The organism is Candidatus Methanoperedens sp. (assembly GCA_027460525.1).
Taxonomy (GTDB): Archaea; Halobacteriota; Methanosarcinia; order Methanosarcinales; family Methanoperedenaceae; genus Methanoperedens.
Genome location: JAPZAS010000014.1, coordinates 1 through 21,447, shown reverse-complemented (window position 1 = coordinate 21,447; position 21,447 = coordinate 1). Strand labels below are relative to the sequence as shown.

The 21,447-nt window shown below is 53.6% G+C and carries 16 protein-coding genes, 3 tRNA genes, 2 rRNA genes and 1 other annotated feature; of the genes, 8 read left to right on the top strand and 13 right to left on the bottom strand.

Annotated elements, in window-relative coordinates:
* Positions 1 to 105: 105 nt before the first annotated feature.
* On the top strand, positions 106 to 1,521 hold the full coding sequence (locus O8C68_04040; GenBank protein MCZ7394974.1) for a DHH family phosphoesterase: 1,416 nt from the start codon (positions 106 to 108) through the stop codon (positions 1,519 to 1,521).
* A gap of 66 nt (positions 1,522 to 1,587) precedes the next feature.
* A complete protein-coding gene (alaS, locus tag O8C68_04035; protein MCZ7394973.1) occupies positions 1,588 to 4,335 on the top strand; it encodes an alanine--tRNA ligase in 2,748 nt (915 codons plus the stop codon).
* A 41-nt stretch (positions 4,336 to 4,376) separates the two neighbouring features.
* Here the strand turns inward: alaS and O8C68_04030 are convergent, their stop codons facing one another.
* A complete protein-coding gene (locus tag O8C68_04030; GenBank protein ID MCZ7394972.1) occupies positions 4,377 to 4,883 on the bottom strand; it encodes a hypothetical protein in 507 nt (168 codons plus the stop codon).
* 232 nt (positions 4,884 to 5,115) lie between these two features.
* Here O8C68_04030 and O8C68_04025 point away from each other — a divergent pair, with 232 nt between their 5' ends.
* Together O8C68_04025 and O8C68_04020 are read left to right on the top strand one after the other, a co-directional pair.
* Positions 5,116 to 5,352 (top strand): hypothetical protein, encoded by a 237-nt coding sequence (locus tag O8C68_04025; protein MCZ7394971.1) that lies wholly within the window; start codon positions 5,116 to 5,118, stop codon positions 5,350 to 5,352.
* Positions 5,318 to 5,755, top strand: coding sequence for a PIN domain-containing protein (locus tag O8C68_04020; GenBank protein MCZ7394970.1), 438 nt, complete (start codon positions 5,318 to 5,320; stop codon positions 5,753 to 5,755). The genes O8C68_04025 and O8C68_04020 overlap by 35 nt, the downstream gene beginning before the upstream one ends.
* Positions 5,756 to 5,987: 232 nt before the next feature.
* Here the strand turns inward: O8C68_04020 and O8C68_04015 are convergent.
* Positions 5,988 to 6,061, bottom strand: a tRNA-Thr gene (locus O8C68_04015).
* 75 nt (positions 6,062 to 6,136) lie between these two features.
* On the opposite strand from O8C68_04015, the gene O8C68_04010 reads away from it, so the two are divergent.
* The gene (locus O8C68_04010; GenBank protein MCZ7394969.1) at positions 6,137 to 6,889 is read left to right on the top strand and encodes a prepilin peptidase; all 753 of its coding nucleotides are present in this window, start codon (positions 6,137 to 6,139) and stop codon (positions 6,887 to 6,889) included.
* A 132-nt stretch (positions 6,890 to 7,021) separates the two neighbouring features.
* Here the strand turns inward: O8C68_04010 and O8C68_04005 are convergent, their stop codons facing one another.
* From O8C68_04005 to O8C68_03965, 9 genes are all read right to left on the bottom strand, one after another.
* A complete protein-coding gene (locus tag O8C68_04005; protein ID MCZ7394968.1) occupies positions 7,022 to 7,339 on the bottom strand; it encodes a type II toxin-antitoxin system RelE/ParE family toxin in 318 nt (105 codons plus the stop codon).
* Positions 7,327 to 7,512, bottom strand: coding sequence for a hypothetical protein (locus O8C68_04000; protein ID MCZ7394967.1), 186 nt, complete (start codon positions 7,510 to 7,512; stop codon positions 7,327 to 7,329). The genes O8C68_04005 and O8C68_04000 overlap by 13 nt, the downstream gene beginning before the upstream one ends.
* A 110-nt stretch (positions 7,513 to 7,622) precedes the next feature.
* Positions 7,623 to 7,744 (bottom strand): 5S ribosomal RNA (rrf, locus tag O8C68_03995).
* 89 nt (positions 7,745 to 7,833) lie between these two features.
* Positions 7,834 to 10,760: ribosomal RNA gene (locus O8C68_03990) — 23S ribosomal RNA — on the bottom strand.
* Between the two features lie 149 nt (positions 10,761 to 10,909).
* Positions 10,910 to 10,982 (bottom strand) — tRNA-Ala (locus O8C68_03985).
* A gap of 106 nt (positions 10,983 to 11,088) precedes the next feature.
* Positions 11,089 to 11,208: a sequence feature (16S ribosomal RNA rRNA prediction is too short), on the bottom strand.
* A gap of 762 nt (positions 11,209 to 11,970) precedes the next feature.
* Positions 11,971 to 12,477, bottom strand: coding sequence for a DUF2062 domain-containing protein (locus tag O8C68_03980; GenBank protein MCZ7394966.1), 507 nt, complete (start codon positions 12,475 to 12,477; stop codon positions 11,971 to 11,973).
* A 9-nt stretch (positions 12,478 to 12,486) separates the two neighbouring features.
* A complete protein-coding gene (locus O8C68_03975; GenBank protein ID MCZ7394965.1) occupies positions 12,487 to 14,166 on the bottom strand; it encodes a long-chain fatty acid--CoA ligase in 1,680 nt (559 codons plus the stop codon).
* Between the two features lie 9 nt (positions 14,167 to 14,175).
* Entirely contained in the window at positions 14,176 to 14,679 is a 504-nt protein-coding gene (locus O8C68_03970) for a peptidylprolyl isomerase (GenBank protein MCZ7394964.1), read from the bottom strand.
* Between the two features lie 139 nt (positions 14,680 to 14,818).
* Positions 14,819 to 15,451 carry a class I SAM-dependent methyltransferase gene (locus O8C68_03965; GenBank protein ID MCZ7394963.1) on the bottom strand — a complete coding sequence of 211 codons (633 nt, stop codon included), beginning with the start codon at positions 15,449 to 15,451 and terminating at the stop codon, positions 14,819 to 14,821.
* A 603-nt stretch (positions 15,452 to 16,054) separates the two neighbouring features.
* On the opposite strand from O8C68_03965, the gene fabF reads away from it, so the two are divergent.
* The 3 genes from fabF to O8C68_03950 all read left to right on the top strand — a co-directional run bounded on the left by fabF (position 16,055) and on the right by O8C68_03950 (position 20,103).
* Positions 16,055 to 17,371: a beta-ketoacyl-ACP synthase II gene (gene fabF, locus O8C68_03960; GenBank protein MCZ7394962.1), complete on the top strand. Its 1,317-nt coding sequence runs from the start codon at positions 16,055 to 16,057 to the stop codon at positions 17,369 to 17,371.
* Positions 17,372 to 17,635: 264 nt separating this feature from the next.
* Positions 17,636 to 19,054: an ATP-binding protein gene (locus tag O8C68_03955; protein ID MCZ7394961.1), complete on the top strand. Its 1,419-nt coding sequence runs from the start codon at positions 17,636 to 17,638 to the stop codon at positions 19,052 to 19,054.
* Between the two features lie 14 nt (positions 19,055 to 19,068).
* Positions 19,069 to 20,103: a PAS domain S-box protein gene (locus O8C68_03950; protein ID MCZ7394960.1), complete on the top strand. Its 1,035-nt coding sequence runs from the start codon at positions 19,069 to 19,071 to the stop codon at positions 20,101 to 20,103.
* A gap of 187 nt (positions 20,104 to 20,290) precedes the next feature.
* Here the strand turns inward: O8C68_03950 and O8C68_03945 are convergent.
* Both O8C68_03945 and O8C68_03940 read right to left on the bottom strand, forming a co-directional pair.
* Positions 20,291 to 20,366 (bottom strand) — tRNA-Met (locus O8C68_03945).
* Between the two features lie 149 nt (positions 20,367 to 20,515).
* On the bottom strand, positions 20,516 to 21,447 hold a 932-nt coding region (locus O8C68_03940), incomplete at its 5' end, for a hypothetical protein (protein ID MCZ7394959.1).

Genomic DNA, 21,447 nt, shown 5'->3' with positions numbered 1-21,447 from the left:
TGGCCAATGTATTTTAATATGTGTTACTTAATATAGGGTATACAGGAGGCTTTCAATATAGAGGAGAGCACAAACGATTCAAAACCAGCCAGTGTTACATATGCTATTCTGGGAAGCGGCGGCATAGGACTTGCTCTGGCAAAAGAGCTTGAAACAAGGAATAAGAGTATCATCCTCGTAGATATTGATTCTGCAAAAGTGGAAACATTAAAAGAGCAGAACCTGAATGCGTTACAGGGCGATATCGGCGACGCTTCTGTTCTTTCAAGACTCGATATAAAAAATATCGAGTCTGTTTTTATAGTGAGTTCGAACATCGAGGCTAATAAAAAGGCATTAGAAATCATAAAAAAAGTAGCTCCGGATGTACAGATTGTTGCCAGAGCCAATAATTATCAGCAGAAGGAAGAGATGGAAGCTGCTGGAGCAGACCTTGTTGTTCTCCCCTCAAATCTTCCTATAAAAGCAATTGCCTCTGCAATCGTCCAGTATATCGAGAGAATTACATCGGTAAAACTTGCCCAGGAATTAAAAAAATTAATAAATACAGTAGGCGACGGGAAAATGGCTATTGTGGTGCACGACAGTCCTGACCCGGACGCAATTTCAAGCGCCATGGGATTAAAAGAGATAGCCAGCAGCGTGGGCGTAAAGGCAGAAATACTTTACAGGGGAAAGATAGGGCATCATGAAAACAAGGCATTTGTAAACCTGCTCGATATCGAAATGGACCAGTCAAAGGACTTTTCTGCTTCTGATTATAAGAAAATTGCCCTGATAGAATGTTCATCACCCGGCGTAAATAACATGCTTCCTCACAATACGAAAATCAGCATCGTGATAGACCATCACCAGACCAATGTTCATGAGGTAAAAGCAGAATACGTGGACATAAGACCGAATATAGGGGCAACAGCCACTATAATGACAAAATATCTCCAGGAACTTGAAATACCTGCCAAAACAGAGCTTGCCACAGCCCTTTTATACGGCATAAAAGTGGATACCAGTGATTTTCGGAGAAACACCGATCCCGAGGATTTAATGGCAGCGGCATACCTCTACCCTCTTGCGAACCATGACATATTAAGCAGGATAGAAACGCCTTCCAGATCCACTGAATCGATTGATATTCTCGGTGAAGCCATTAAGAACAGGCGTGTAAAGGGCAGTTATCTCATCTCAAACGTGGGTACGATTGGCGACAGGGATGCACTTGCCCAGGCTGCTGATTACCTGCTCACCCTTGAGGGAATAACCACAACACTGGTATTTGGGCTTGGCGAGGACAGGATATATATTTCAGGCAGGAGCAGGGACGACAGAGTCAATATAGGCAAAGTGATGCAGGATGCTTTTGGGGAAGATAAAGCAGGGGGGCATGCCACGCTTGCCGGCGCACAGATTCCGCTGGGGGTGTTCAGCGGCACGAAGGATAAGCAGACGCTCCTGAAACTTGCTGAAGAAGCGGTGGTGAAGCGCTTCCTTTCAGTTGTTGGGATGCAGAAAGAGCCGGATTAATCGCATTTTAAAGCTGGGATATTTTCCAGATATGATTATGTATTCCCTTTACAATTATTAACCCTTATGTTAAAGGACGAGTACCAGCTGGATTATTTTAAAGAGAATGGATTTGTGCGAAAGCAGTGTCCAAAATGTGGCGAGAACTTCTGGACACGTAATCCCGAAACCGAGTTTTGCGGGGATGCGCCCTGCGTGTATTATTCATTCATCGGCAGCCCTGTGTTCAAAAAAGAGTTCGACATTTCTTCAATGCGCGAGGCATACTTATCATTTTTCGAAAGGCATGGGCACACACGGGTGAAGCGTTATCCAGTGATTGCACGCTGGCGCGATGATATCTACCTTACCATCGCATCCATTGCTGATTTCCAGCCTTTTGTAACGTCTGGGATTGTCCCGCCGCCTGCGAATCCCCTCACTATTTCGCAGCCGTGCATTCGCCTCGATGACCTCGATGCGGTCGGAAGAAGCGGCAGGCATCTTACTACCTTTGAGATGATGGCGCACCATGCTTTCAATTCCCGTGATAAAGAGATTTACTGGAAGGATAGAACTGTGGAATTATGCGATACCCTGTTATCAGAACTCGGATGCGACCTGAATGCGGTGACGTATAAGGAATCACCATGGGCAGGAGGGGGAAACGCAGGTCCCAGCGTGGAAGTGCTCGTTGGCGGTCTTGAACTTGCCACGCTTGTCTTCATGGACTTGCAGCAGACAAAAGGCGGCTCTATAGAAATCAAAGGGGAAACCTACGAGAAGATGGATAATTATATCGTGGACACAGGCTATGGTTTAGAAAGGTTTGTCTGGGCATCCAGAGGCTCGCCAACGATATACGATGCCGTGTTCCCGAAGATAGTAAATGAACTGATGGACTTGGCAGGCATCGAACACACGATAGAGAATCAGGAATACGCCAATATTTTCTCACAGAATGCAAGGTTCGCAGGCGTGATGGATATCAGCGGGCAGGCAAATCTCCTGCAGTTAAGAAAGAAGGTTGCAGACAGCATAGGCACAACTGTTGAGAAACTCCAGAAGCTTATGGTGCCCGTGGAGGCAATCTATGCTATCACCGACCATTCAAGATGCCTGGCGTTCATGTTTGGGGACGGCATCATCCCTTCTAACGTAAAGGCAGGTTATCTCGCAAGGCTCGTGCTGCGAAGGACGCTTCGCCTGATGAGGGAACTGGAGATAAAGGAGCCACTTATTGAAATCATAGAGATGCAGATAAGGAACTTCCCTGAATACCCAGAGTTTAAGGAACGGCTTGGTACTATTCATGAGATCGTTGCGCTTGAAGAAGAAAAATATGCAGATACCATAGAGCGCGGGACAAAACTCGTCAGGAAGACTGCAGCGCATTTCAAGGAAAAAAAGCAGAAAATACCGCTTGCTGAGCTGATACAGCTGTACGATACACACGGTATCCCTCCGGAAATTGCACGCGAAGTAGCAAAAGAAATTGGCGTTGACACCGAACTGCATGATACCTTCTACTCGCTTGTAGCAAAAAAACACAGCAAGGCGGAAGAGGAGGAAACCCTAGCGCTGCCGCTTGAACTTCCACTCACGCGGAAGCTTTATTACGAATATCCCGAGCGCTTTGAGTTTGAGGCTCAGGTACTTTCTGTTATTGAGAACAGGATAATCCTTGACCAGACGCTGTTTTATCCCGAAGGGGGAGGACAGCCTGCCGACCACGGCACTTTGTCGGTGAATGATTATATTGCGAATGTTACTGATGCCCAGAATATCAACGGTGTTATAATCCATGAAACCGATTCCGATTTCGGTTTTAAGAAGGGAGATACCGTAAAAGGCAAAATAGACTGGGAAAGGCGGCTTGCACACGCCCGCCATCATACAGCCACGCATATCGTGAACGAGGCTGCCAAATCTGTTCTTGGAAACCATATCTGGCAGACCGGGGCTCAGAAGTCCACAGACAGGGCAAGGCTTGACCTCACGCATTACAAGCGGATTAACGATGAGGAGAAAAGAGAAATTGAATTGCTCGCAAATAAAGTAGTGATGCAAAACCTGCCTGTGTTCATTGAGTGGATGGATCGGATTGAGGCTGAGCGAAGATATGGTTTCACGCTGTACCAGGGCGGCGTGCCTCCTGGAAAGGAGATACGCATCCTGCGGGTGGGTAATGACGTGGAAGCCTGCGGTGGGACACATGTTTCAAACACCGGATTAATCGGACCTATCAAGCTAATCAAGACCGAGAGGATTCAGGATGGTGTGGAGCGCATAGAGTTCTCGGCAGGCGAGGCTGCGATAAAGCGGTGGCAGGAAAGGGATGAATTGCTGAATAAATCCTCGGAGGCGCTGCGGGTATCTCCTGAGCAGCTTCCTGATACCGTTAACCGGTTTTTCGATGAATGGAAGGATCTGAAGAAAGAGAACGAGCGGCTGAAAGCAGAGCTGGCGGAGGCGAGAGTAAAGGCGATGATGAGCGACGCAGTTAGCATAAACGGCTTGAAAGTGATTTCGCGAAAGATTCCGCATGCAGACGTGGAGGAGCTTATAAAAGCAGCTACGGAGTTCAGCAAGAACGACGATGTTGTTGCTATTCTTGCAAGCGACCTTGATGGCGTGAAGCTCGTGGTTGCAGCAGGTGAGCGGGCGCAGAAGCTCGGAGTGAATGCAGGCGCAATCGTGCGCGAGATGTCAAAGCTCGTGGGAGGCGGCGGGGGAGGGAAGCCGGGGATAGCGCAGGGCGGGGGGACTGATGTTACGAAGATTGAGGAGGCGCTGGCGAGAGGGGTGGAGATGGTGAGGAGAGCGATGGGATAGATGCTATTAGTTCAACAATTCAATAATTAGGTTTTTGATGTCTATTGATTCACCTTCGCATAATGCGCCTGTATCATCTTCTTTTCTTTATTTTTTTGTTCGTCCTCAATCGCATCAAATGTGTCTAATATCCTCGCCTTATCCCAAAGCTCTTGTGCAAATTTTTCTTTTCCTTCATATAGTGCTGCCAAATATAAAAAAGCTATATAATTATTATATACCTCATCAGTTAATAATTTATCATATGCAGGTCCTTTGACAAAAGAGCGTGTATACTCAAGTTTTGCTTTTTCTAGGACTAGCATTTTATAAAATTTTCCCCAATCAATAATCGAACTTCTTTTGATTTTATAAAACATCCAAACTAAATATGTTACTAGAACAGGAATAACTATCAACAATCCAATTTCTAATGTTATTTTGCCGGATGCTACAGATAGTGCACTAATAATATTTACTATTGCCGTTAAAAAAGTGGCAATATTGCTAATTTCTCGAGGTAATTTAAACTCTTCTGATGTCTGCTGAATTTTATCTTCCTCAGTCATTATAATTTTAAAAAGCCTTTAAAGAATAAAAACTTATGTATGGCGTTTAATTTTGAGATTTGTAATTACTATTTTTCTCCCAACCTTCCTCGACTACACTGTAGAAAGCCACTAAGTTCGCCTGAAATTCGAGTTCATCTGCTCTAATTGCAGTTAGATATAAAATAATAAACACATCCAGCCCATATAAATCTATATAAAGTCCCGAATCCAATTAGATTACTGACAAGATATGACAGAATTAGTCATCGACATTCCGAATGACATCGCAAAAGAAATGAAGAGAGCGCGCTTCATTAACTGGAATGAAAAATTAGTCAAAGATATTTTATTCTTCTTGAATGAGCGAGAGATAGTGGAATCTATATTGGTGAGAAGCAAACTAAAAGAAAAGGATGTAGAAGAAATCGATAATATCATCAAGCGTGGTCTATTTGAAAAGTACTACAAAACTAAGGTTAGTTCTTGATACCAATATCATCATCTCGGCTCTGGTTAACAAAAAATCCACTATAAGAGATATCCTGCTCACAGATAAGATCACTTTTTACCTGCCTGAATTGGTTTTGGCTGAATTGCTCAAACACAAAGAACTTCTTTGCAAAAAAACAGGTTTGAACCGGAAAGAAGTATTTTTCACGATTTTCTATATTCTCAGCAAAGTAGAAATCGTAAAAAAAGAAGCCTTTTCAGAGAATCTGGAAAAAGCAAAGACCGTAATGGAAAAGATCGATGTTAAGGACTCGGAATTTGTGGCGCTTGCCATGTCTCTTGAAAACGATGGTATTTTCAGCAACGATAGGCATTTTGATGATTCAGGAATTAAAAGATGGACTGTCGAGGAGATAGTTAGGTGGTTAGAGCTACAATAGCGATTTCAGCGGCGTAAAACTCGTGGTTGCAGCAAGTGAGCACGCTAAGAAAATGGGTATCCAATTCTGGCGCTATCGTGCGCTAGATGTCAAAGCTCGTGGGTAGGGAACGGATGCGGGTAAGATTGAGGAGACACTAAAAGGGAACTCTCCTTCGGGAGAAGCTAAATTCAATGAGAAAATTGAATATTGGCGAATCCAGAAGGTAATCGGATTTACATTAAAAACAATAAGCCGCCGGAGGGATTTGAACCCTCGATCTGCTGATTACGAATCAGCCGCTTTGCCGAGCTAAGCCACGACGGCGCAGAACGTATACTGGTATTTTTGACTAAATAGCTATCGTATTATTTTTTAAGGATACAGAACAATTAAAAGAATATGCTGGACATCCTGAAGATATTATTCTGTATACCGTTTTTGATTTATTCGTGTTATTCGGATATTAAAACGCGCCGGGTATCAAATAACGTGTGGCTGGTTATGCTCACAGGCGCTATTTTTTTTATCTTGTATGATATTTCAATATACGGTGCGGCATATCTTCCTCGCTTATTCATTTCAGCAGGATTCATCTTTGTATTCGTGTATATCCTTTTTCAGCTCGGGGTATTCGGGGGGGCTGATGCAAAATCACTTATCGTATTATCCATAATCCTCCCGATCTATCCGAAATTGCAAGCTTATGGGTATGCCTTTCCTCTGAATAAGCCTTTGATAGATCTTTTCGCCTTCGGCATATTCGGCAATGCCGTGCTTTTGACAGTCATTGTTCCCATAGGGTTAGCTTTGTATAATATAATGAAAATGGGATTGCATATCGAAAATCCGCTTTATATTTTCATAGGCTACAGAGCTAAAATTTCAGAACTTGCCAATAAACATATCAAGTTGATTCAAAATTTTGAAGTATTAAACGGCGAAGTTAAGTTCCATTTCAAACGAGGAGGCGTGGAAATTGATGAGAAGCTTATTTCAGAGCTTAAAGCTCTATCCGAAAAAGGTTTGATTAAAGAGGAGGTTTGGGTGACCCCGGGATTGCCTTTTATGATTCCAATAACTTTGGGGTTTTTCGTGGCAGTTTTTTATGGAGATTTGATTACTGAGTTTATAAAATATTTGATTTTGAGGTAAATTCCAAAATAAAGGAAAATAAGTAGTAATAAGTGAGCATAGCAGCTTTCTGCAGTTCCCGAGAGTTCGCACATCTAAAGTACAATGCAAAACGTGGGCGGGCTTAACTGCTGTGTTCGGGATAAATCCATCTCAATTAAGCTCCCACTCTTTGCGAACAGCTTTATTTATCTCACGGGCACTATGCACCACAGCAAGTATTTCAACATCCTCGCTACCTTCTACAAGCCGATAAACGATTCTGTAATTCTGGTAAACGACCTCTCTAAATCCATAACCTTCAAGCTCTGGAACCATGCGCCCGCAGAGAGGCATTTGCTCAAGCTTTGTGGTTGCTCTGATAAGAGATTTTATGAAACGTGCGGCATATGTTTTTGAGTCTTTAGCAATATAATCATGAATCGCCTGCAGATTGCTGCTTGCCTTTTTTGTCCATTTTACTTTGCCCATTGCTCGATTCTGTCAAGAAGCTCCTCTGTGGTCAGCAGCTTTCCTTTCTCGGCATCCTTAAGTCCTTCGAGAACCTGCGCGACAAAGTTTATCTCGTACATGATATCTTCTAATGAACTCTCATCAGGCAATCGTTTTATAGTTTCTATGGTTGCTTCTTTTAGCTGGGTCATTATTGATACCTCGATATTCAGAATTTTTAAAGTAAATTTATGTTTGCAGGTATATGAAGTTTGCCTGATATAAAAAACATGGAAGAAATGAAATAAAAAGTAATAAGTGAGCATAGCAGCTTTCTGCAGTTCCCGAGAGTTCGCACATCTGAGTACAATGCAAAACGTGGGCGGGCTTAACTGCTGTGTTCGGAATGGGTACAGGTGTTTCCCCGCCGCTTTGGCCGCTATACTCGCTTATGACGGTAAAATCCATCCTTCTTGGATGGAACAAAATTCCATATATAAGCGCAACCTGAATATCGCCCGAATGCAGTGAAGCAAAATCTAGCGGGACGTTAGTAGTCGGCGGGCTGAGCACCTCGTCACCTTGGTGCGTACACCCCGACTCTATCAAACTCGTCTTTTACGAGAGTCCTGAGAGGTCTCTTTTTAGGTGAGGTTTCAAGCTTAGATGCTTTCAGCTTTAATCCTTTAGTGCGTAGCTGCCCTGCGATGCCTTACCAGACAACAGGTCCACCAGTGGCACCGTTGCACAGTTCCTCTCGTACTAAATGCAACTTACCCTCAGACCTCAAAACACCCCTTATAGATAGTAACCGACCTGTCTCACGACGGTCTAAACCCAGCTCACGATCTCCTTTAATAGGCGAACAACCTCACCCTTGGCTGCTGCTGCACAGCCAGGATGGAAAGAACCGACATCGAGGTAGCAAGCCGCCGGGTCGATATGTACTCTTGCCGGCGACGACTCTGTTATCCCTGTGGTAGCTTTTCTGTAGTCAATAGCCCTCATCAAGAAGGCATAGTGGTTCGCTAGACCCGACTTTCGTCTCAGGATTTCTTGTTATGCGAAATCCAGTCAGGCTGACTTATGCTCTTGCACTCCACTGTGGGTTTCCGACCCACATGAGTCAACCTTTGGGCGCCCTTGATATCTTTTCAAGGGCGTGGCGCCCCACCCAAACTGCCCACCTATAGGTGTCCTCGTCTCCGAGTTAGGGTCGTAGTCTCAGAAGGGTAGTGTCTCATTGTCGGCTCCACCTTACCCGAAAGTAAGGTATCGACGCCTCCTACCTACACTGCGCATCCAAAACCACAACCCAACTACAGGCTGCAGTAAAGCTCAACGGGGTCTTCACTTCCCCTAAGGGGTCTCTAGACTCTGCACTAGAATGTAAAGTTCACCGGGTTCTGACTAGGGACAGTAGAGCACTCGTTGATCCATTCATGCAAGTCGCCAATTAAGCGACAAGGTACTACGCTACCTTAAGAGGGTTATAGTTACCCCCGCCGTTGACAGGCCCTTCTTCCCGTTGTACCGGGGTTTCAGGTACCTGCACTGGGCAGGATTCACAGACTGTACACATCCTTTCGGATTAGCAGTCTGCTATGTTTTTATTAAACAGTCAGTGCTCCCTGGTCTCTGCGACCTGCCTTCTTCAAGGCAGGCACTCCTTCTCCCGAAGTTACGGAGCTAATTTGCCGAATTCCCTTAGCCAGTTTATGCCGACACGCCTTAGTCTTCTCAACTAGGGGCACCAGTGTCGGTTCTTGGTACGGACATTCAGTCCCTTTTTCACGGTCCCCTGGGATTAATCGACTTTCGCCATCACGCATTCGTCTGCTTCTCACCATTACGGTACTCCACAGATTTCGGCGCTTGGACAGGTAGGTATACCTGCTCGATCTACCCTGAGGCGTCAGGCCGCTTGCGCGGTATGACTGAATGGTACAGGAATATTAACCTGTTTCCCTTTTGTCGTGCTCGAATTACGACACGACTTAGGATCGACTAACCCTCGGCTGACAATCATTGCCGAGGAACCCTGGCCCCTACGGCGGTTCAGATTCTCACTGAACTTTGGTGCTACTATTGCCAGGATTTTCGTTCCCGAATGGTCCACAGGACTTCACAGCCCTGCTTCTACCCAAACGAGACGCCTTCCTACAGAATCACCTTTCGGTGTCCCGTGGTATCGGTGGTCGGCTTGAGCCCCGTCCATTTTCGGGGCCCCAAACCTCGACTGGTGAGCTGTTACGCACTCTTTAAAGGATAGCTGCTTCTGAGCTCACCTTCCAGTTGTTTTGGGCTTGGGACGCCCTTTTTGTGTTTACACTTAGCCGACACTCTGGGACCTTAACCACGGTCTGGGTTGTCTCCCTCACGCACTGTTAGCTTACCCACCAGTGCGGACTCCCGCTTTCTACGATGACGGCGATTTTGGAGTTTGACAGGAGAGCTAGAGGTTTCCCTCCAGGATTCCCCAATCAGTGCTCTACTTCGCCGACTATCTCCAGCAAGGTCATGCTGCGACATGTTTCGGAAGGAACCAGCTATCACCCAGCTCGATTAGCCTTTCACTCCTAGACGGGGGTCACGCGAATGATTTGCAAATCAAAAACGCTTGCGGTCCTCAACGCCCCTTTCGAGACGCTTCAACCTGCCTCCGCCTAGATCGCTAGGATTCGGGTCGTACTCTAGTGACTCCACGCACTTGTATACGTTGCTCCTCGCAGTGCTGCGAGCATATTGCTTTCGCTTCGGCTGCTCTTTCAATTAGCCTCGCCACTTGGGTACACTCCCTGGCCCGTTCTTCAAAACGTAATATACAACGCTGGCAGTATAGCCCGTACTAATGCCTCGCGACATATTCCTTCGCTATACAGATCCTTTCACGCTGTATCGCTCCATCACCATCCGATTTCAGGCGCTTTGCACCTCCCTTCTTGGGGTACTTTTCAGCTTTTGCTCACGCTACTATTACGCTATCGGTCTCAAGACGTATTTAGTTTTGGAAATTGATGACTCCCAAATTCCCGCGAGAATTCCGACCCACGGTACTCAAGACCAGGCCACAGTCCGCCAGTTTACGTCTACGTGACTATCACACTCTATGGTCTGACGTTCCAGACAAGTTCAACTTCACTGGTTTGCACTGTATATGACCTGGCTTATGACACTACATTTCCCTTGCCTTTCAGAAGGGATTCAGTTTAAACTCTGCCGTTTTCACTCGCCGTTACTTGCGGCATCTCAATTGATTTCTTTTCCTGCCCCTACTAAGATGTTTCAATCCGGGGCGTTCCCGATCCTTACGGATCAGCACTTGCGCGCTAAGAGGTCCCATTAGGAGATCCTCGGTTCAATACCTCCATGCGGCTCGCCGAGGCTTATCGCAACTTGGTACGTCCTTCATCAGCGCTTGAGCCGAGCCATTCACCGGATGGCTTAATGCCAGAACACGCTTCACTACATTCAGTTAGCGTCCGGGTTGCGCTTATACACGGTTTCATTTAGCATGATTTTGGTCCAAAATTGCTAATCTACCCTTCCGCAACGGCATTACACCGCTGAGTGCATTGGTAAGTCCATGGACTTAAGTCCATGGTCTAATGGACTCGCTGGGACTCGAACCCAGGGCCTCCGCCTTGCAAAGGCGGCGATCTTCCAACTGATCTACGAGCCCTCTCGTGGTCTCGTATGGCCCACGAATCGTCTTCGACGTGACAGTTTTTCGGTTTCCAATCGATAGATACATAGCATGCTTTTGCATGCTGCTTTAGGAGGTGATCCAGCCGCAGATTCCCCTACGGCTACCTTGTTACGACTTAACCCCACTCGCGAAGCCTAAATTCGAACTTGTTAAAGCAAGACCTCATTCAGACCTCACTCGCATGGTTTGACGGGCGGTGTGTGCAAGGAGCAGGGACGTATTCACCGCGTGATGTTGGTCGATGCCCAAATCCGCCAACAGGGCCCGCATCGCCTCCGGGTTCAGGCCGAAGGCCGGGGCCTGAGCCACCAGGGTGTTGTTCAAGGTCTTGCGGCGGTGGCCGAAGGCGGTCTTGACCAACTGGCGCAGCTCGGCCGGGTCCAGGGCCGCCGGGACCGGGGTTTCCGGGATCAGTCGCAGCACCACCGAATCCACCTGGGGCGGCGGATGAAAATTCCCCGGTGACAGGGCAAAAAGGCGGGCCACCCGGAAATGGTACTGGACCAGAACGGAGAGAATCCCGTAATCCTTGGTCCCCGGCGAGGCCGTGAGGCGCGCCCCCACCTCCTGCTGCACCATGAGCACGGCCTGGGCCACGGCCGCAATCTGCTCGATCAAAGTGAACAGGAGGGGGGAGGTGATCTGGTAGGGCAGGTTTCCCACCACGGTCAAGGGCCGGCCCGCCTCCCGGGCGGCCCCGGGGAAGTCGAACTCCAGCACATCCCGGCAGACGACCTCCACCCCGGGGGCATCGGCCAGGAGCTCTTCCCGCAGGAACCGGGCCAGCTCCGGGTCCCGTTCCAGGGCGATCACCCGGCGGGCGGCGGTCGCCAGGAAGCCGGTGAGGGCCCCCAGACCGGCGCCGATCTCCACCACGGTTTCGTCGCCGCTCAGGTGCAAGGCCGTGACGATGCGCCGGGCCTGGTGCGGGTGGAGCAGGAAATGCTGCCCCAGGGTCTTCTTAGGCCTCAGGCCCAGACGCTGCAGGAGGGTTTTGGGAGAGACGAAGGTCACTGAGAGCCTTTGCCGCTTTGCGCCGGTGATAGCGCTGGACGATCCACAGGGTCAGAAAATAGGTGGCGATGGCCGGGGGCAGGGCCAGGATGACGCCTCCCACCTGCAAGGCCACACCCCCCTGCCAGAGCACATTGATCCACGCTTTAAAGCTGAAGGCCTCGGGAAACACCAGGGGCGCGCCGCCGTGCAACAGCAATCTGCCCACCTTGTAGGCGGCCAGATAGATCGCCGGAATGGTGAGAGGATTGCCGATCTGGATGCCGATGAAGGCGGTAACCGGAGAGACCCGCAGGAGCGCGGCCAGAGACAGGACCGCCACCGTATGGAAGGGGATGGTGGGGGTGATGCCGACGAACACCCCCAGGGCCATGCCCCCGGCGATTTTCCAGGGATCTTCCTGGAGGCGGCGGAATCTCAGCCAGTGGTAGCGCAGCACGCGTTTGAGAGCCATAGGAACCGATTAAGGGGACAAAGGGCCGGGGCCGGCCCCGGTTTCTCTGAGGGCCCGGCGCAGCACCTTGCCCACCGCGCTTTTGGGCAATTCGGACCGGAACTCGATGATCTTGGGAACCTTGTAAACCGCCAGCAAGTGGCGGCAGTGGGCCTCGACGTCGGCGGCGCTTAAGGTTACCCCATCCTGGGGCACGATCACCACTTTCACGGTTTCCCCCCGGTAAGCATCGGGCACTCCCAGGGCCGCGGCCTCTTTCACGCCCGGAAGCTGATAGAGCACCTCTTCCACCTCCCGGGGATAGATCTTGTAGCCCCCGGCGATGATGAGATCCTTCTTGCGCTCCACGATGTAAAAATAGCCGTCTTCATCCATGCGGGCCAAATCCCCGGTATGGAGCCAGCCGTCCTTAAGGACCATGGCGGTCTCTTCCGGGTTCCGCCAGTACCCCTCCATGACCTGGGGGCCCTGGATAATCAGCTCACCCACTTCGCCGGGGGGGAGTTCCCGGGCGCCGTCCTCCTGGTCCACCACCTTGACCTGGGTGCTGGGCAGGGGGATGCCCATGCTGCCGGCCGGCCGCTTCCCCTGGACGGGGTTGAAGTGGGTTATGGGGGCGGCTTCGGTCAGGCCGTAGCCCTCCATCATGGTGCAGTTGCTGAGGGCCTCGAAGCGGTCCCGGACTTCCAGGGGCAGGGGCGCCGAACCGCTGATGCAGGCCCAGAGGGCGGACAGGTCGAGGCTGGGCAGGCGGGGGTCGTTGATCAGGGCCACAAAGAGGGTGGGGACGCCAGGAAGCATAGTGGGCCGGTACTTCTGCATGGCCTTGATAAAGTTGCCGATCTCAAAGCGGGGCAGCACGACGATCATGGCTCCCTGGGACATGGGCCAGTTGAGACAGGCGGTGAGACCTAAGGAGTGCGTAAAGGGGAGCAGACCCATGAGGCGTTCGGCCCCGTACCGCACCTGGGGCAGCCAGGCGTTGATCTGGGCCACGTTGGCCATGAGGTTGCCGTGGGTCAACCTGGCCGCCTTGGGGATGCCGGTGGTGCCGCCGGTATATTGCAGCACCGCCAGGTCTCCGGGTTCCGGCAGGGGCAGGATGGTCCCGGGGGGATGTTTCAACAACTCCCTAAAGGCGTACCGGTTCGGCCCCGGCGCAAACCCCGTGGCCAGGCCGTCCCGCCTGGATTTGAAGGGATAGAGCCAGCGCAGGGGCCAGGGGAGGGCCTCCGTGAGACTGGTGATGATAATATGGGTCAGGTCGACCTGGGCGCGAATCTCGGTAAGGCGGGGCAGGAAGTGGTCCAGGAGCACCAGCCGGGTGGCGCCGGAGTCGGCCAGTTGATAGGCCAGTTCTTTGGGGCTGAGGAGGGGATTGAGCATAACCGCCACCGCGCCCAGGCGCAGGGCGGCATGGTAAGCCATCACCAGTTGGGGACAATTGGGGAGGAAAATGCCCAGGCGTTCCCCGGGAGCCAGACCCAGTTGCCGCAGGGCGCCGGCCAGACTGGCAGTCCGGGCGTCGAGTTCGCCATAGGTGGTAATCCGGCCGAAAAACACCAAGGCCGGGGCCTGGGGAGACTTTTCCGCCGCTTCGAGCAACAACCAGGGCAAGGAGGTGGTGACCGGCCCCACCGTTAGAGGCACTCCCGGGTCATAGTGCGGCGCCCAGGGCAAGGTCATCATGATCCTCCTCTAATGCTGGTGGGAGCCTCCTTCCTGGCATTCAGAGCAGGTACAGGCATGATGCTCTTTGAGATCCTCAGGGGTGGCCTCCCGCACCTGGCGGATAGTGAAGGAGACTTCCAGGTCTTTGCCCGCCAGGGGATGGTTGAAGTCGATGAGCACGGTTTCGGGCCGCACCTCTTGGACGATGAAATACACCGCCTGGCCGTCTTCGTTCTCGGTTTCGAATACCAGGCCCTGGCGCAACTCCACTTCGAGGCCGAAGTCGGAGCGGGGGACTTCCATGAGCAGTTCGTCGTCAAATTCGCCGTAGGCTTGTTCCGCCGCAAGTTTGATAACTCTTGCGTCATTGACTTTCATGCCGATGAGGGCTTCTTCCAGCCCCGGAGGCATGGCGCCCCAGCCCATGCAGAAAGAGATCTCCTCCGGTTTCCCATCGGGGGGATAGGTCTCCGCCTCGCCCAGGTTGATGAGATAGTCAATGGTAACAAAGGAATTCTTATCGATGTTCATGGTGTTCTCCTGAGAAAGGCAGCACTCTAGCCCTTGAGTCGGGCGGACCAGGCATTATGTCCAGAACCCCGGCCGGCGGTCCGCTCCCGGTCAGTTGGCTGGGAGGACGCCTGGAGCAGAGGCTGGCACCGGCTCTCCCTTAGGGCTTGGTGCCCATGATGATCCGGCCGGTATTGAGCAGATTGCACGGCACCGTCTTGTGTACGGTAATGCCCACATCCTTCATGACCCGGATGACATCCAGGTCGGTGGTGAAGCCGATGCGGACGAATACCGGGGCCATCACGTCCTCGACGCGGCCCCAGAGGCTGCCGTTTTGAGAGCGGGTGTGATTAACCGCGATGACCTGGCCGCCGGGCTTGACTACCCGGTAGATCTCCCGGCACACTTTATAGGGATCCTGGACCGTGGTGATCACGTAGGCGGCCATGACGAGGTCGAAATGATTGTCGGGAAAGTTGAGGTGGGCGGCGTCCATGACGTGCAGGTCGAAGCGGCAGCCACTATTGATATTGGCGGCTTTTTCCCTGGCCCGTTCGATCATCGCCCGGGAAATGTCGATTCCCACCAGCTTGGTCCGGGGAGGGTAAAAATCCAGGGTGGAGCCGGGGCCCACGCCGATTTCCAGGACCTTCTGGTCAGGCCGCCGGGGCACGTATTTAAACGCCTTACGGCGGCCGGGGCCCAGGAGTTTGCCGAAAACGTATTCATAGAAGGGGGAATAAAAGGAATATAATTGTTCCATATAACGCGGATTGACTTGGCATTTCATTATGAAATCCTCTTTTAGGATATGGGCTGAGCCGCTGGGCTAATACAAAATCTCATGCGAATCGGCTAAAAATATCCAATTTTACCCCACAGGTCCCTAAAAAGTAAATCGATAATTTTCGCCGCCGGCCGGGGGCATGGCTCCGGCCCTCACCAATTCTACCTTCCAGGTATCCTGAGCTAGATGGTATTTCAATAGATAGACGTGGTCCGCCACCTTGACCTTGAAGCAGAGCTGACCTGGAGCCACCCATTGGTCCAGGACCTGGTGCACCTCCAGCCAGGCCCCGCCCCAGGTGAAACGCCGGGGGCGTTCATGGAGTCGAAACCCAGAGTATGTCTCTACCTGGCAATCCATCGGTCGGCGGCTGTTGAACGCGATCCTGCGAAAAAGCGGACGGGGGCCCGTCCCTGAAATCCCGGCCGGTGTCGGCTGTCAGTTGCAGGCCGGAAACCCGTTGCAATAGTAACACGAGTAATCTACAATGGCAATGAATCATTAACCTAATGGTGTATTTGGCTCCCGGCGGGGGGCCGACAACCAAGGCCCGTTGAGGGGCGCCCGGGTAATATATCACATTGACCGGGGGAGAGGTTTCTATACATGTCGTTCAGCAAAAACATGGGAATGCGGCGGGTGGTGGTTTCCGGCGTAGGTATGGTGACGTCCATGGGGCTCGATGTGCCCACCGTGTGGAATCGCCTGCTGGCCGGGGAATCCGGGGTGAGACGCCTGAGCCGCTTTGATGACGAACTTATGGCGCGCTACCGCATTCCGGAAGATTTTCCCGTCATCGGCGGCGCCATCCAGAATTTTGATCTGAAGGAAATTTTGCAGGCCCGCAAAAAAGAAGTCACCAAGGAAGACCTGAAACAAATCAAGTACACCGACCGCTTCACCCAGTTTGCCCTGGCCGCCAGCATGGAGGCGGTGCATGATTCGGGTCTCAACCTGGAGGGGGAGGATCCGGAGCGGGCTGGGGTGATCATTGCCAGTGGCATGGGCGGGGTCAGCTCCTGGGAGGATGGGGTTCAGAAGCTCCTGGCCGAAGGGGTGCGCCGGGTTTCCCCGTTCCTGGTACCCAAGATGATTCCCAACCTGGCCGCGGGCAACGTCTCCATCCGCTTCAAGGCCAAGGGTCCCAATATTGCCCTATCCACCGCCTGCGCCGCCGGGGCCCATGCCATCGGCCTGGCCTACCGCTCCATCCAACTGGGGGAAGCGGACCTCATGGCCGCGGGGGGCACCGAGGCCGCGGTGACCATCCTGACCATGACGGCTTTTTACCGCATGGGGGCCCTGGCCGTGGGCTACAATGACCACCCCGAGGCCGCCAGCCGTCCCTTTGATATCAGACGCAGCGGTTTTGTCATGTCGGAAGGCTCCGGCATCCTGGTGCTGGAGGAACTGGACCACGCCCTGGCCCGCAATGCCCATATTTATGCGGAAATCATCGGCTTCGGCATGACCGGCGACGCCCACCACATTACCGATCCGGACAAAGAGGGGGCCAAGCGCTGCATCCAGCAGGCCATGAAAGACGGTGGCGTCACTTACAAAGACATCGATTACGTCAACCCCCATGCCACGGCCACGCCGGTGGGCGATCGCAACGAAACCCTGGCCTTGAAAGAGATTTTCGGCGATGAGGCCTCGCGGCTGCTGGTCAGCGGCACCAAGTCCATGACCGGCCACCTGCTGGGCGCGGCCGGGGCGGTGGAGGGCATTTTTTCGGTCCTGTCCATTAGGGACGGCAAGGTGCCGCCCACCATCAACCTGGATAACATCGACCCGGCATGTGTCGGCCTGGATTTCGTCGCGGGCCAGGCCCGGTCTGCCGATATCCGCTACGTCCTGTCCAATTCCTTCGGGTTCGGCGGCACCAATGCGGCCCTGGTGTTCAAGCGCTATGAAGGGTAGATCAACTTGAGGTCGTGAACCAACGCACCCACCGCCAGAGGCAGGGCAACTTGCTCCCGGCCCTCACGGCCTTTTTCTTCGTCACCCTGCCCGAGGCCTTGCCCATTGCGGTGATCACCCGATTCCTGAAGTGGTTTCAGGACTTCGGCGTTCCCGTGGGCGGCATCTGGCCTGACTTACGGAACTTGACGGGTTGGCTGAATTGCCGTGACCCATCCGCGGTCGGTTCCTGAAAGTCCTGACGGTTCACTGCTGACTGACAAAATGGCCACCGCCCCCAAACCCATTCGCATCGCCATCGTCTTGAACGGGCAGGAGTTCGTCTGCGGCGCGGTGATGCTGCCCTTCTCCCTGGAAGGTTACCCGCCGGTGGACCTGGTCCTGTATGGCCGCCGGCCCGAGACCCCGGCCCCCGGCCTGACGGTGGCAGGCCTGCCGGATTTGCATCCGGAGGCGTTCGATCTCATCCTGGACGGCCAGTTCCTGACCGCGGGGATGGCCGACTTTTCCCCGGAGAAGGCGGGCAACCTCATCACCGGACCCGCCGCCCGGTTCCTGAAAACCATGGTGTGCCAGCTCCAGGAGTTGCGCCAGAAGCAGGAGATCAACGCCGGCATCATCATGAGCGCCACCGATGCCCTCATCACCATCGACGAGAACCACATCATTGTCGGTTACAACCTCGGAGCCGAGCAGATGTTCGGCTACTCCCGCGCCGAAGCCCTGGGCCAGGATCTGAAACTCATCATCCCGCCGCCGTTCACCGAGGTCCACCGGGACTATGTGCGGCGCTATCTGGCTACCCGGGAGGCCCACGTCCTGGGCCGGCAGCGGCGTCTCATCGCCCGGCGCCGGGACGGACAGGAATTTCCCCTGAGCATCTCCTTTTCCGTGGCCGAAATTCAGGGCAACCTGTATTTTACCGCCATCATGCGGGACATCACCGAATATACCGCCATGGAAGACCGATTGCTCCAGTCCGAACGCCTGGCGGCGGTGGGCAACACCGTGGCCCATATCGCCCACGAAATCAAAAATCCCCTGCTCATCATCGGGGGGTTCGCCCGGCAGCTTCAGAAGGTCCCGGAGTTTGACGAGAAGGCCCGCCGGAAATTGTCCACCATGGCCGAAGAGGTGAGCTCCCTGGAGAAGATGGTGGCGGAGATGCGGGATTTTGTCCGCCGGCCGTCAACCCAGAAGCGCCCGGGGCAGATCAACGCGGTGCTTGACGAGGCCCTGGAACTGTTCCGGGACACCTTTAAGGAGCACCATGTTAAGGTGCGCCGGGTGGAGGAGAAGTCATTGCCGCTCATCGCCTTCGACCCCCAGCAGGTGCACCAGGTGCTGATCAATTTATTGAAAAACGCCCTGGAGGCCATGCCCGGCGGCGGCGAGATCACCATCACCAGCCGGCTTAAAGGGGACCAGGTGGAAATCAGCGTCACCGACACCGGCGAGGGTATGCCGCCGGAGGTGGCGGCCAATATTTTCCAGCCTTATTTCACCACCAAGGAAAAGGGGACCGGCCTGGGCCTGGCCATCTGCCAGAATATCGTGCAGGAGCACGGCGGCTGCCTCCTGGCCGACAGCGCCCCGGGCCGGGGGGCCACCTTCACCATCCAACTGCCCTTAAAGGAGACCTCTCCGGCTGAGGCGGGCGGCCCGCCCCGCCAGGCGACCTGACCGGATTGATTGCGATGACCACCGCGCCCAAACCCATCCGCATCGCCATCGTCTTGAACGGCCAGGAATTCATCTGCCACGCGGTCACCCTGCCCTTCTCCGTAGAGGGCTACCCGCCGGTGGAGTTGGTCTTGTACGGCACCAAACCCGAGGTCGCGGCCGGCTGTCAGGTGAACTCCTTGCCCGATTTGGACCCCGGGGCCTTCGATCTCATCCTGGACGGCCAGTTTATGACCGCGGGGCTCGCCGGTTTTGCGCGGGAGCAGGTGGACCACCTCATCACCGGTCCTGTGGCCCGTTTCCTGAAAACCCTGGTCTGCCAGCTCCAGGAGTTGCGCCAGAAGCAGGAGATCAACTCCCGCATCATCAACAGCGCCACCGACGCCATTATCACCATCAACGAGGACCACGTGATTGTCGGCTACAACCGCGGGGCGGAGCAGATGTTCGGTTACACCCGGCAAGAAGCCCTGGGGCAGGACTTAACCATCATCATTCCGCCGCCTTATAAGGCCGAACACCGGGATTACGTGCGCCGCTATGTGGCCACCCGGGAGGCCCGGATGATCGGCAAGCACGCCCGCCTCAACGCCCTGCGCCGGGACGGCCGGGAATTCCCCATCAGCATCTCCTTTTCCGTGGCCGAGATTCGGGACAACCTCTATTTCACCGGCATTATCCGGGACATCACCGAATATAAGGAGATGGAAGACCGGGTGCTCCATACCGAACGCCTGGCGGCGGTGGGCAACACCATGACTCATATCGCCCATGAAATCAAAAATCCGCTGCTCATCATCGGGGGGTTCGCCCGGCAGCTCCTCAAGGTCCCGGGCCTGGACGACAAGTCTCGCCACAAGCTGTCCATCATCGCCGAAGAGGTGAGCCAGCTGGAGGCCATGGTGGCGGAAATGCGGGAATTTGTCCGCCGGCCGCCGGCCCGGAAGGTCCCGGGGCAGATCGGCGACGCCCACCGCAAGCCCCCGGCAATGGTGAAACCAGCTCCGAAGGAGCGCAAGACCACAGCCAACAGCGGAAGCCGTGCTTAGACGCGAGAAAGGAGACACAAGCCCTGAACGGGCGAAAGAAAACTCCGCGGCCCGACACACCTGGGCCGCCGGACAGCCGAGGCGGCTGTCCCTACATGGTTTTTCTTGGCCCACCCAGGCTGTTGTGCTTTTTGGCGTGATGGGCCGATTTATGGAAGTGAGCGGGACGAGCAATTTTCCAACGAGGTGGTGGGCCCACCAGGATTTGAACCTGGAACCAACAGATTATGAGTCTGCTGCTCTAACCGTTGAGCTATGGGCCCGCTGGGCTGGCTCTAGCATATCAAGAGCAGGGGGCAGGGAGCAGAGGCTCGGAAAGAGAAGAGCCCAAAGAGCGGAGGCCAGTGATCCCAGAGTCCGACGAACGAAGACTGCTTCGACTGAACTCCCACCTCTGGCCCCTTGTCTTGGTCTAGTGGGCCGTCGCTTTCTCCGCGCCCAGACCGGTATTGGAGCGCACCAGCAGTTCGTTGAATTTTTCTTGCGAAGACGGTTCCGAACTGACCAGCGTCCCGATGATGGCGCCAATGAATCCCAACGGAATACTCAGGATGCCGGGATTCTCCAGCGGGAACCAGGCCTTTGCCTGGATCAGGTGACGGGCCGTTCCAACCACTGTCGGGGGATCGACGGCCATCAAACTCGGGCTTACCAGAATCAGCCCGATCGACGCGAGCAGGCCCACCGCCAGGCCCGTAACGGCTCCCGCCGTGTTGAAGCGCCGCCAGAAGATCGACAGCACAATCACCGGCAGATTCGCCGACGCCGCGACCGCAAATGCCAGCGCCACCAGGAATGCGACGTTCGCCGTTGGACCGAGCACGATCGCAATCCCGATCGCTACCGCGCCCACTACGAATGCCGAAATCCGCGCCACCATCACTTCCTCGCCGGGCTTCCGCTCCACTCCGTTATGGATGACGTTCGTCCAAAAGTAGTGCGAGAACGAAGTGGTCGCGCTGATGGTCAATCCCGCAACCACGGCGAGGATCGTGGCGAACGCAATCGACGAGATGAAGGCGAAGAAAACATTTCCTGCCAGCGCCTGTGCCAGCAGGGGCGCGCTCATGTTCGTGCCGCCATGGACCTTGATGAAGTCCGGGCCGACGATTGTAGCCGCTCCGAATCCAAGGAATGTAGTCATGATGTAGAAGCTGCCGATCAGCACCATCGCCCACACCACGCTGTGGCGAGCGGTCTTGGCGTCAGGCACGGTGTAGAAGCGGACGAGAATATGGGGAAGCCCCGCAGTGCCGAAGATCAGTGCCATGCCCAGAGAGATCAGGTCCAGTGGCCCGTACGGAGGTTCATAACGCAGGCCCGGCTGCAGGAAATCCTTCACAA

What these genes read in the sequence shown, in the direction of transcription:
- alaS (MCZ7394973.1), top strand. Translation starts at nt 1,588, where the DNA reads ATGTTAAAGGACGAGTACCAGCTGGATTATTTTAAAGAGAATGGATTT.
- O8C68_04030 (MCZ7394972.1), bottom strand. Translation starts at nt 4,883, where the DNA reads ATGACTGAGGAAGATAAAATTCAGCAGACATCAGAAGAGTTTAAATTA.
- O8C68_04025 (MCZ7394971.1), top strand. Translation starts at nt 5,116, where the DNA reads ATGACAGAATTAGTCATCGACATTCCGAATGACATCGCAAAAGAAATG.
- O8C68_04010 (MCZ7394969.1), top strand. Translation starts at nt 6,137, where the DNA reads ATGCTGGACATCCTGAAGATATTATTCTGTATACCGTTTTTGATTTAT.
- O8C68_04005 (MCZ7394968.1), bottom strand. Translation starts at nt 7,339, where the DNA reads ATGGGCAAAGTAAAATGGACAAAAAAGGCAAGCAGCAATCTGCAGGCG.
- O8C68_04000 (MCZ7394967.1), bottom strand. Translation starts at nt 7,512, where the DNA reads ATGACCCAGCTAAAAGAAGCAACCATAGAAACTATAAAACGATTGCCT.
- O8C68_03980 (MCZ7394966.1), bottom strand. Translation starts at nt 12,477, where the DNA reads ATGGCTCTCAAACGCGTGCTGCGCTACCACTGGCTGAGATTCCGCCGC.
- O8C68_03975 (MCZ7394965.1), bottom strand. Translation starts at nt 14,166, where the DNA reads ATGATGACCTTGCCCTGGGCGCCGCACTATGACCCGGGAGTGCCTCTA.
- O8C68_03970 (MCZ7394964.1), bottom strand. Translation starts at nt 14,679, where the DNA reads ATGAACATCGATAAGAATTCCTTTGTTACCATTGACTATCTCATCAAC.
- O8C68_03965 (MCZ7394963.1), bottom strand. Translation starts at nt 15,451, where the DNA reads ATGAAATGCCAAGTCAATCCGCGTTATATGGAACAATTATATTCCTTT.
- fabF (MCZ7394962.1), top strand. Translation starts at nt 16,055, where the DNA reads ATGTCGTTCAGCAAAAACATGGGAATGCGGCGGGTGGTGGTTTCCGGC.
- O8C68_03955 (MCZ7394961.1), top strand. Translation starts at nt 17,636, where the DNA reads ATGGCCACCGCCCCCAAACCCATTCGCATCGCCATCGTCTTGAACGGG.
- O8C68_03950 (MCZ7394960.1), top strand. Translation starts at nt 19,069, where the DNA reads ATGACCACCGCGCCCAAACCCATCCGCATCGCCATCGTCTTGAACGGC.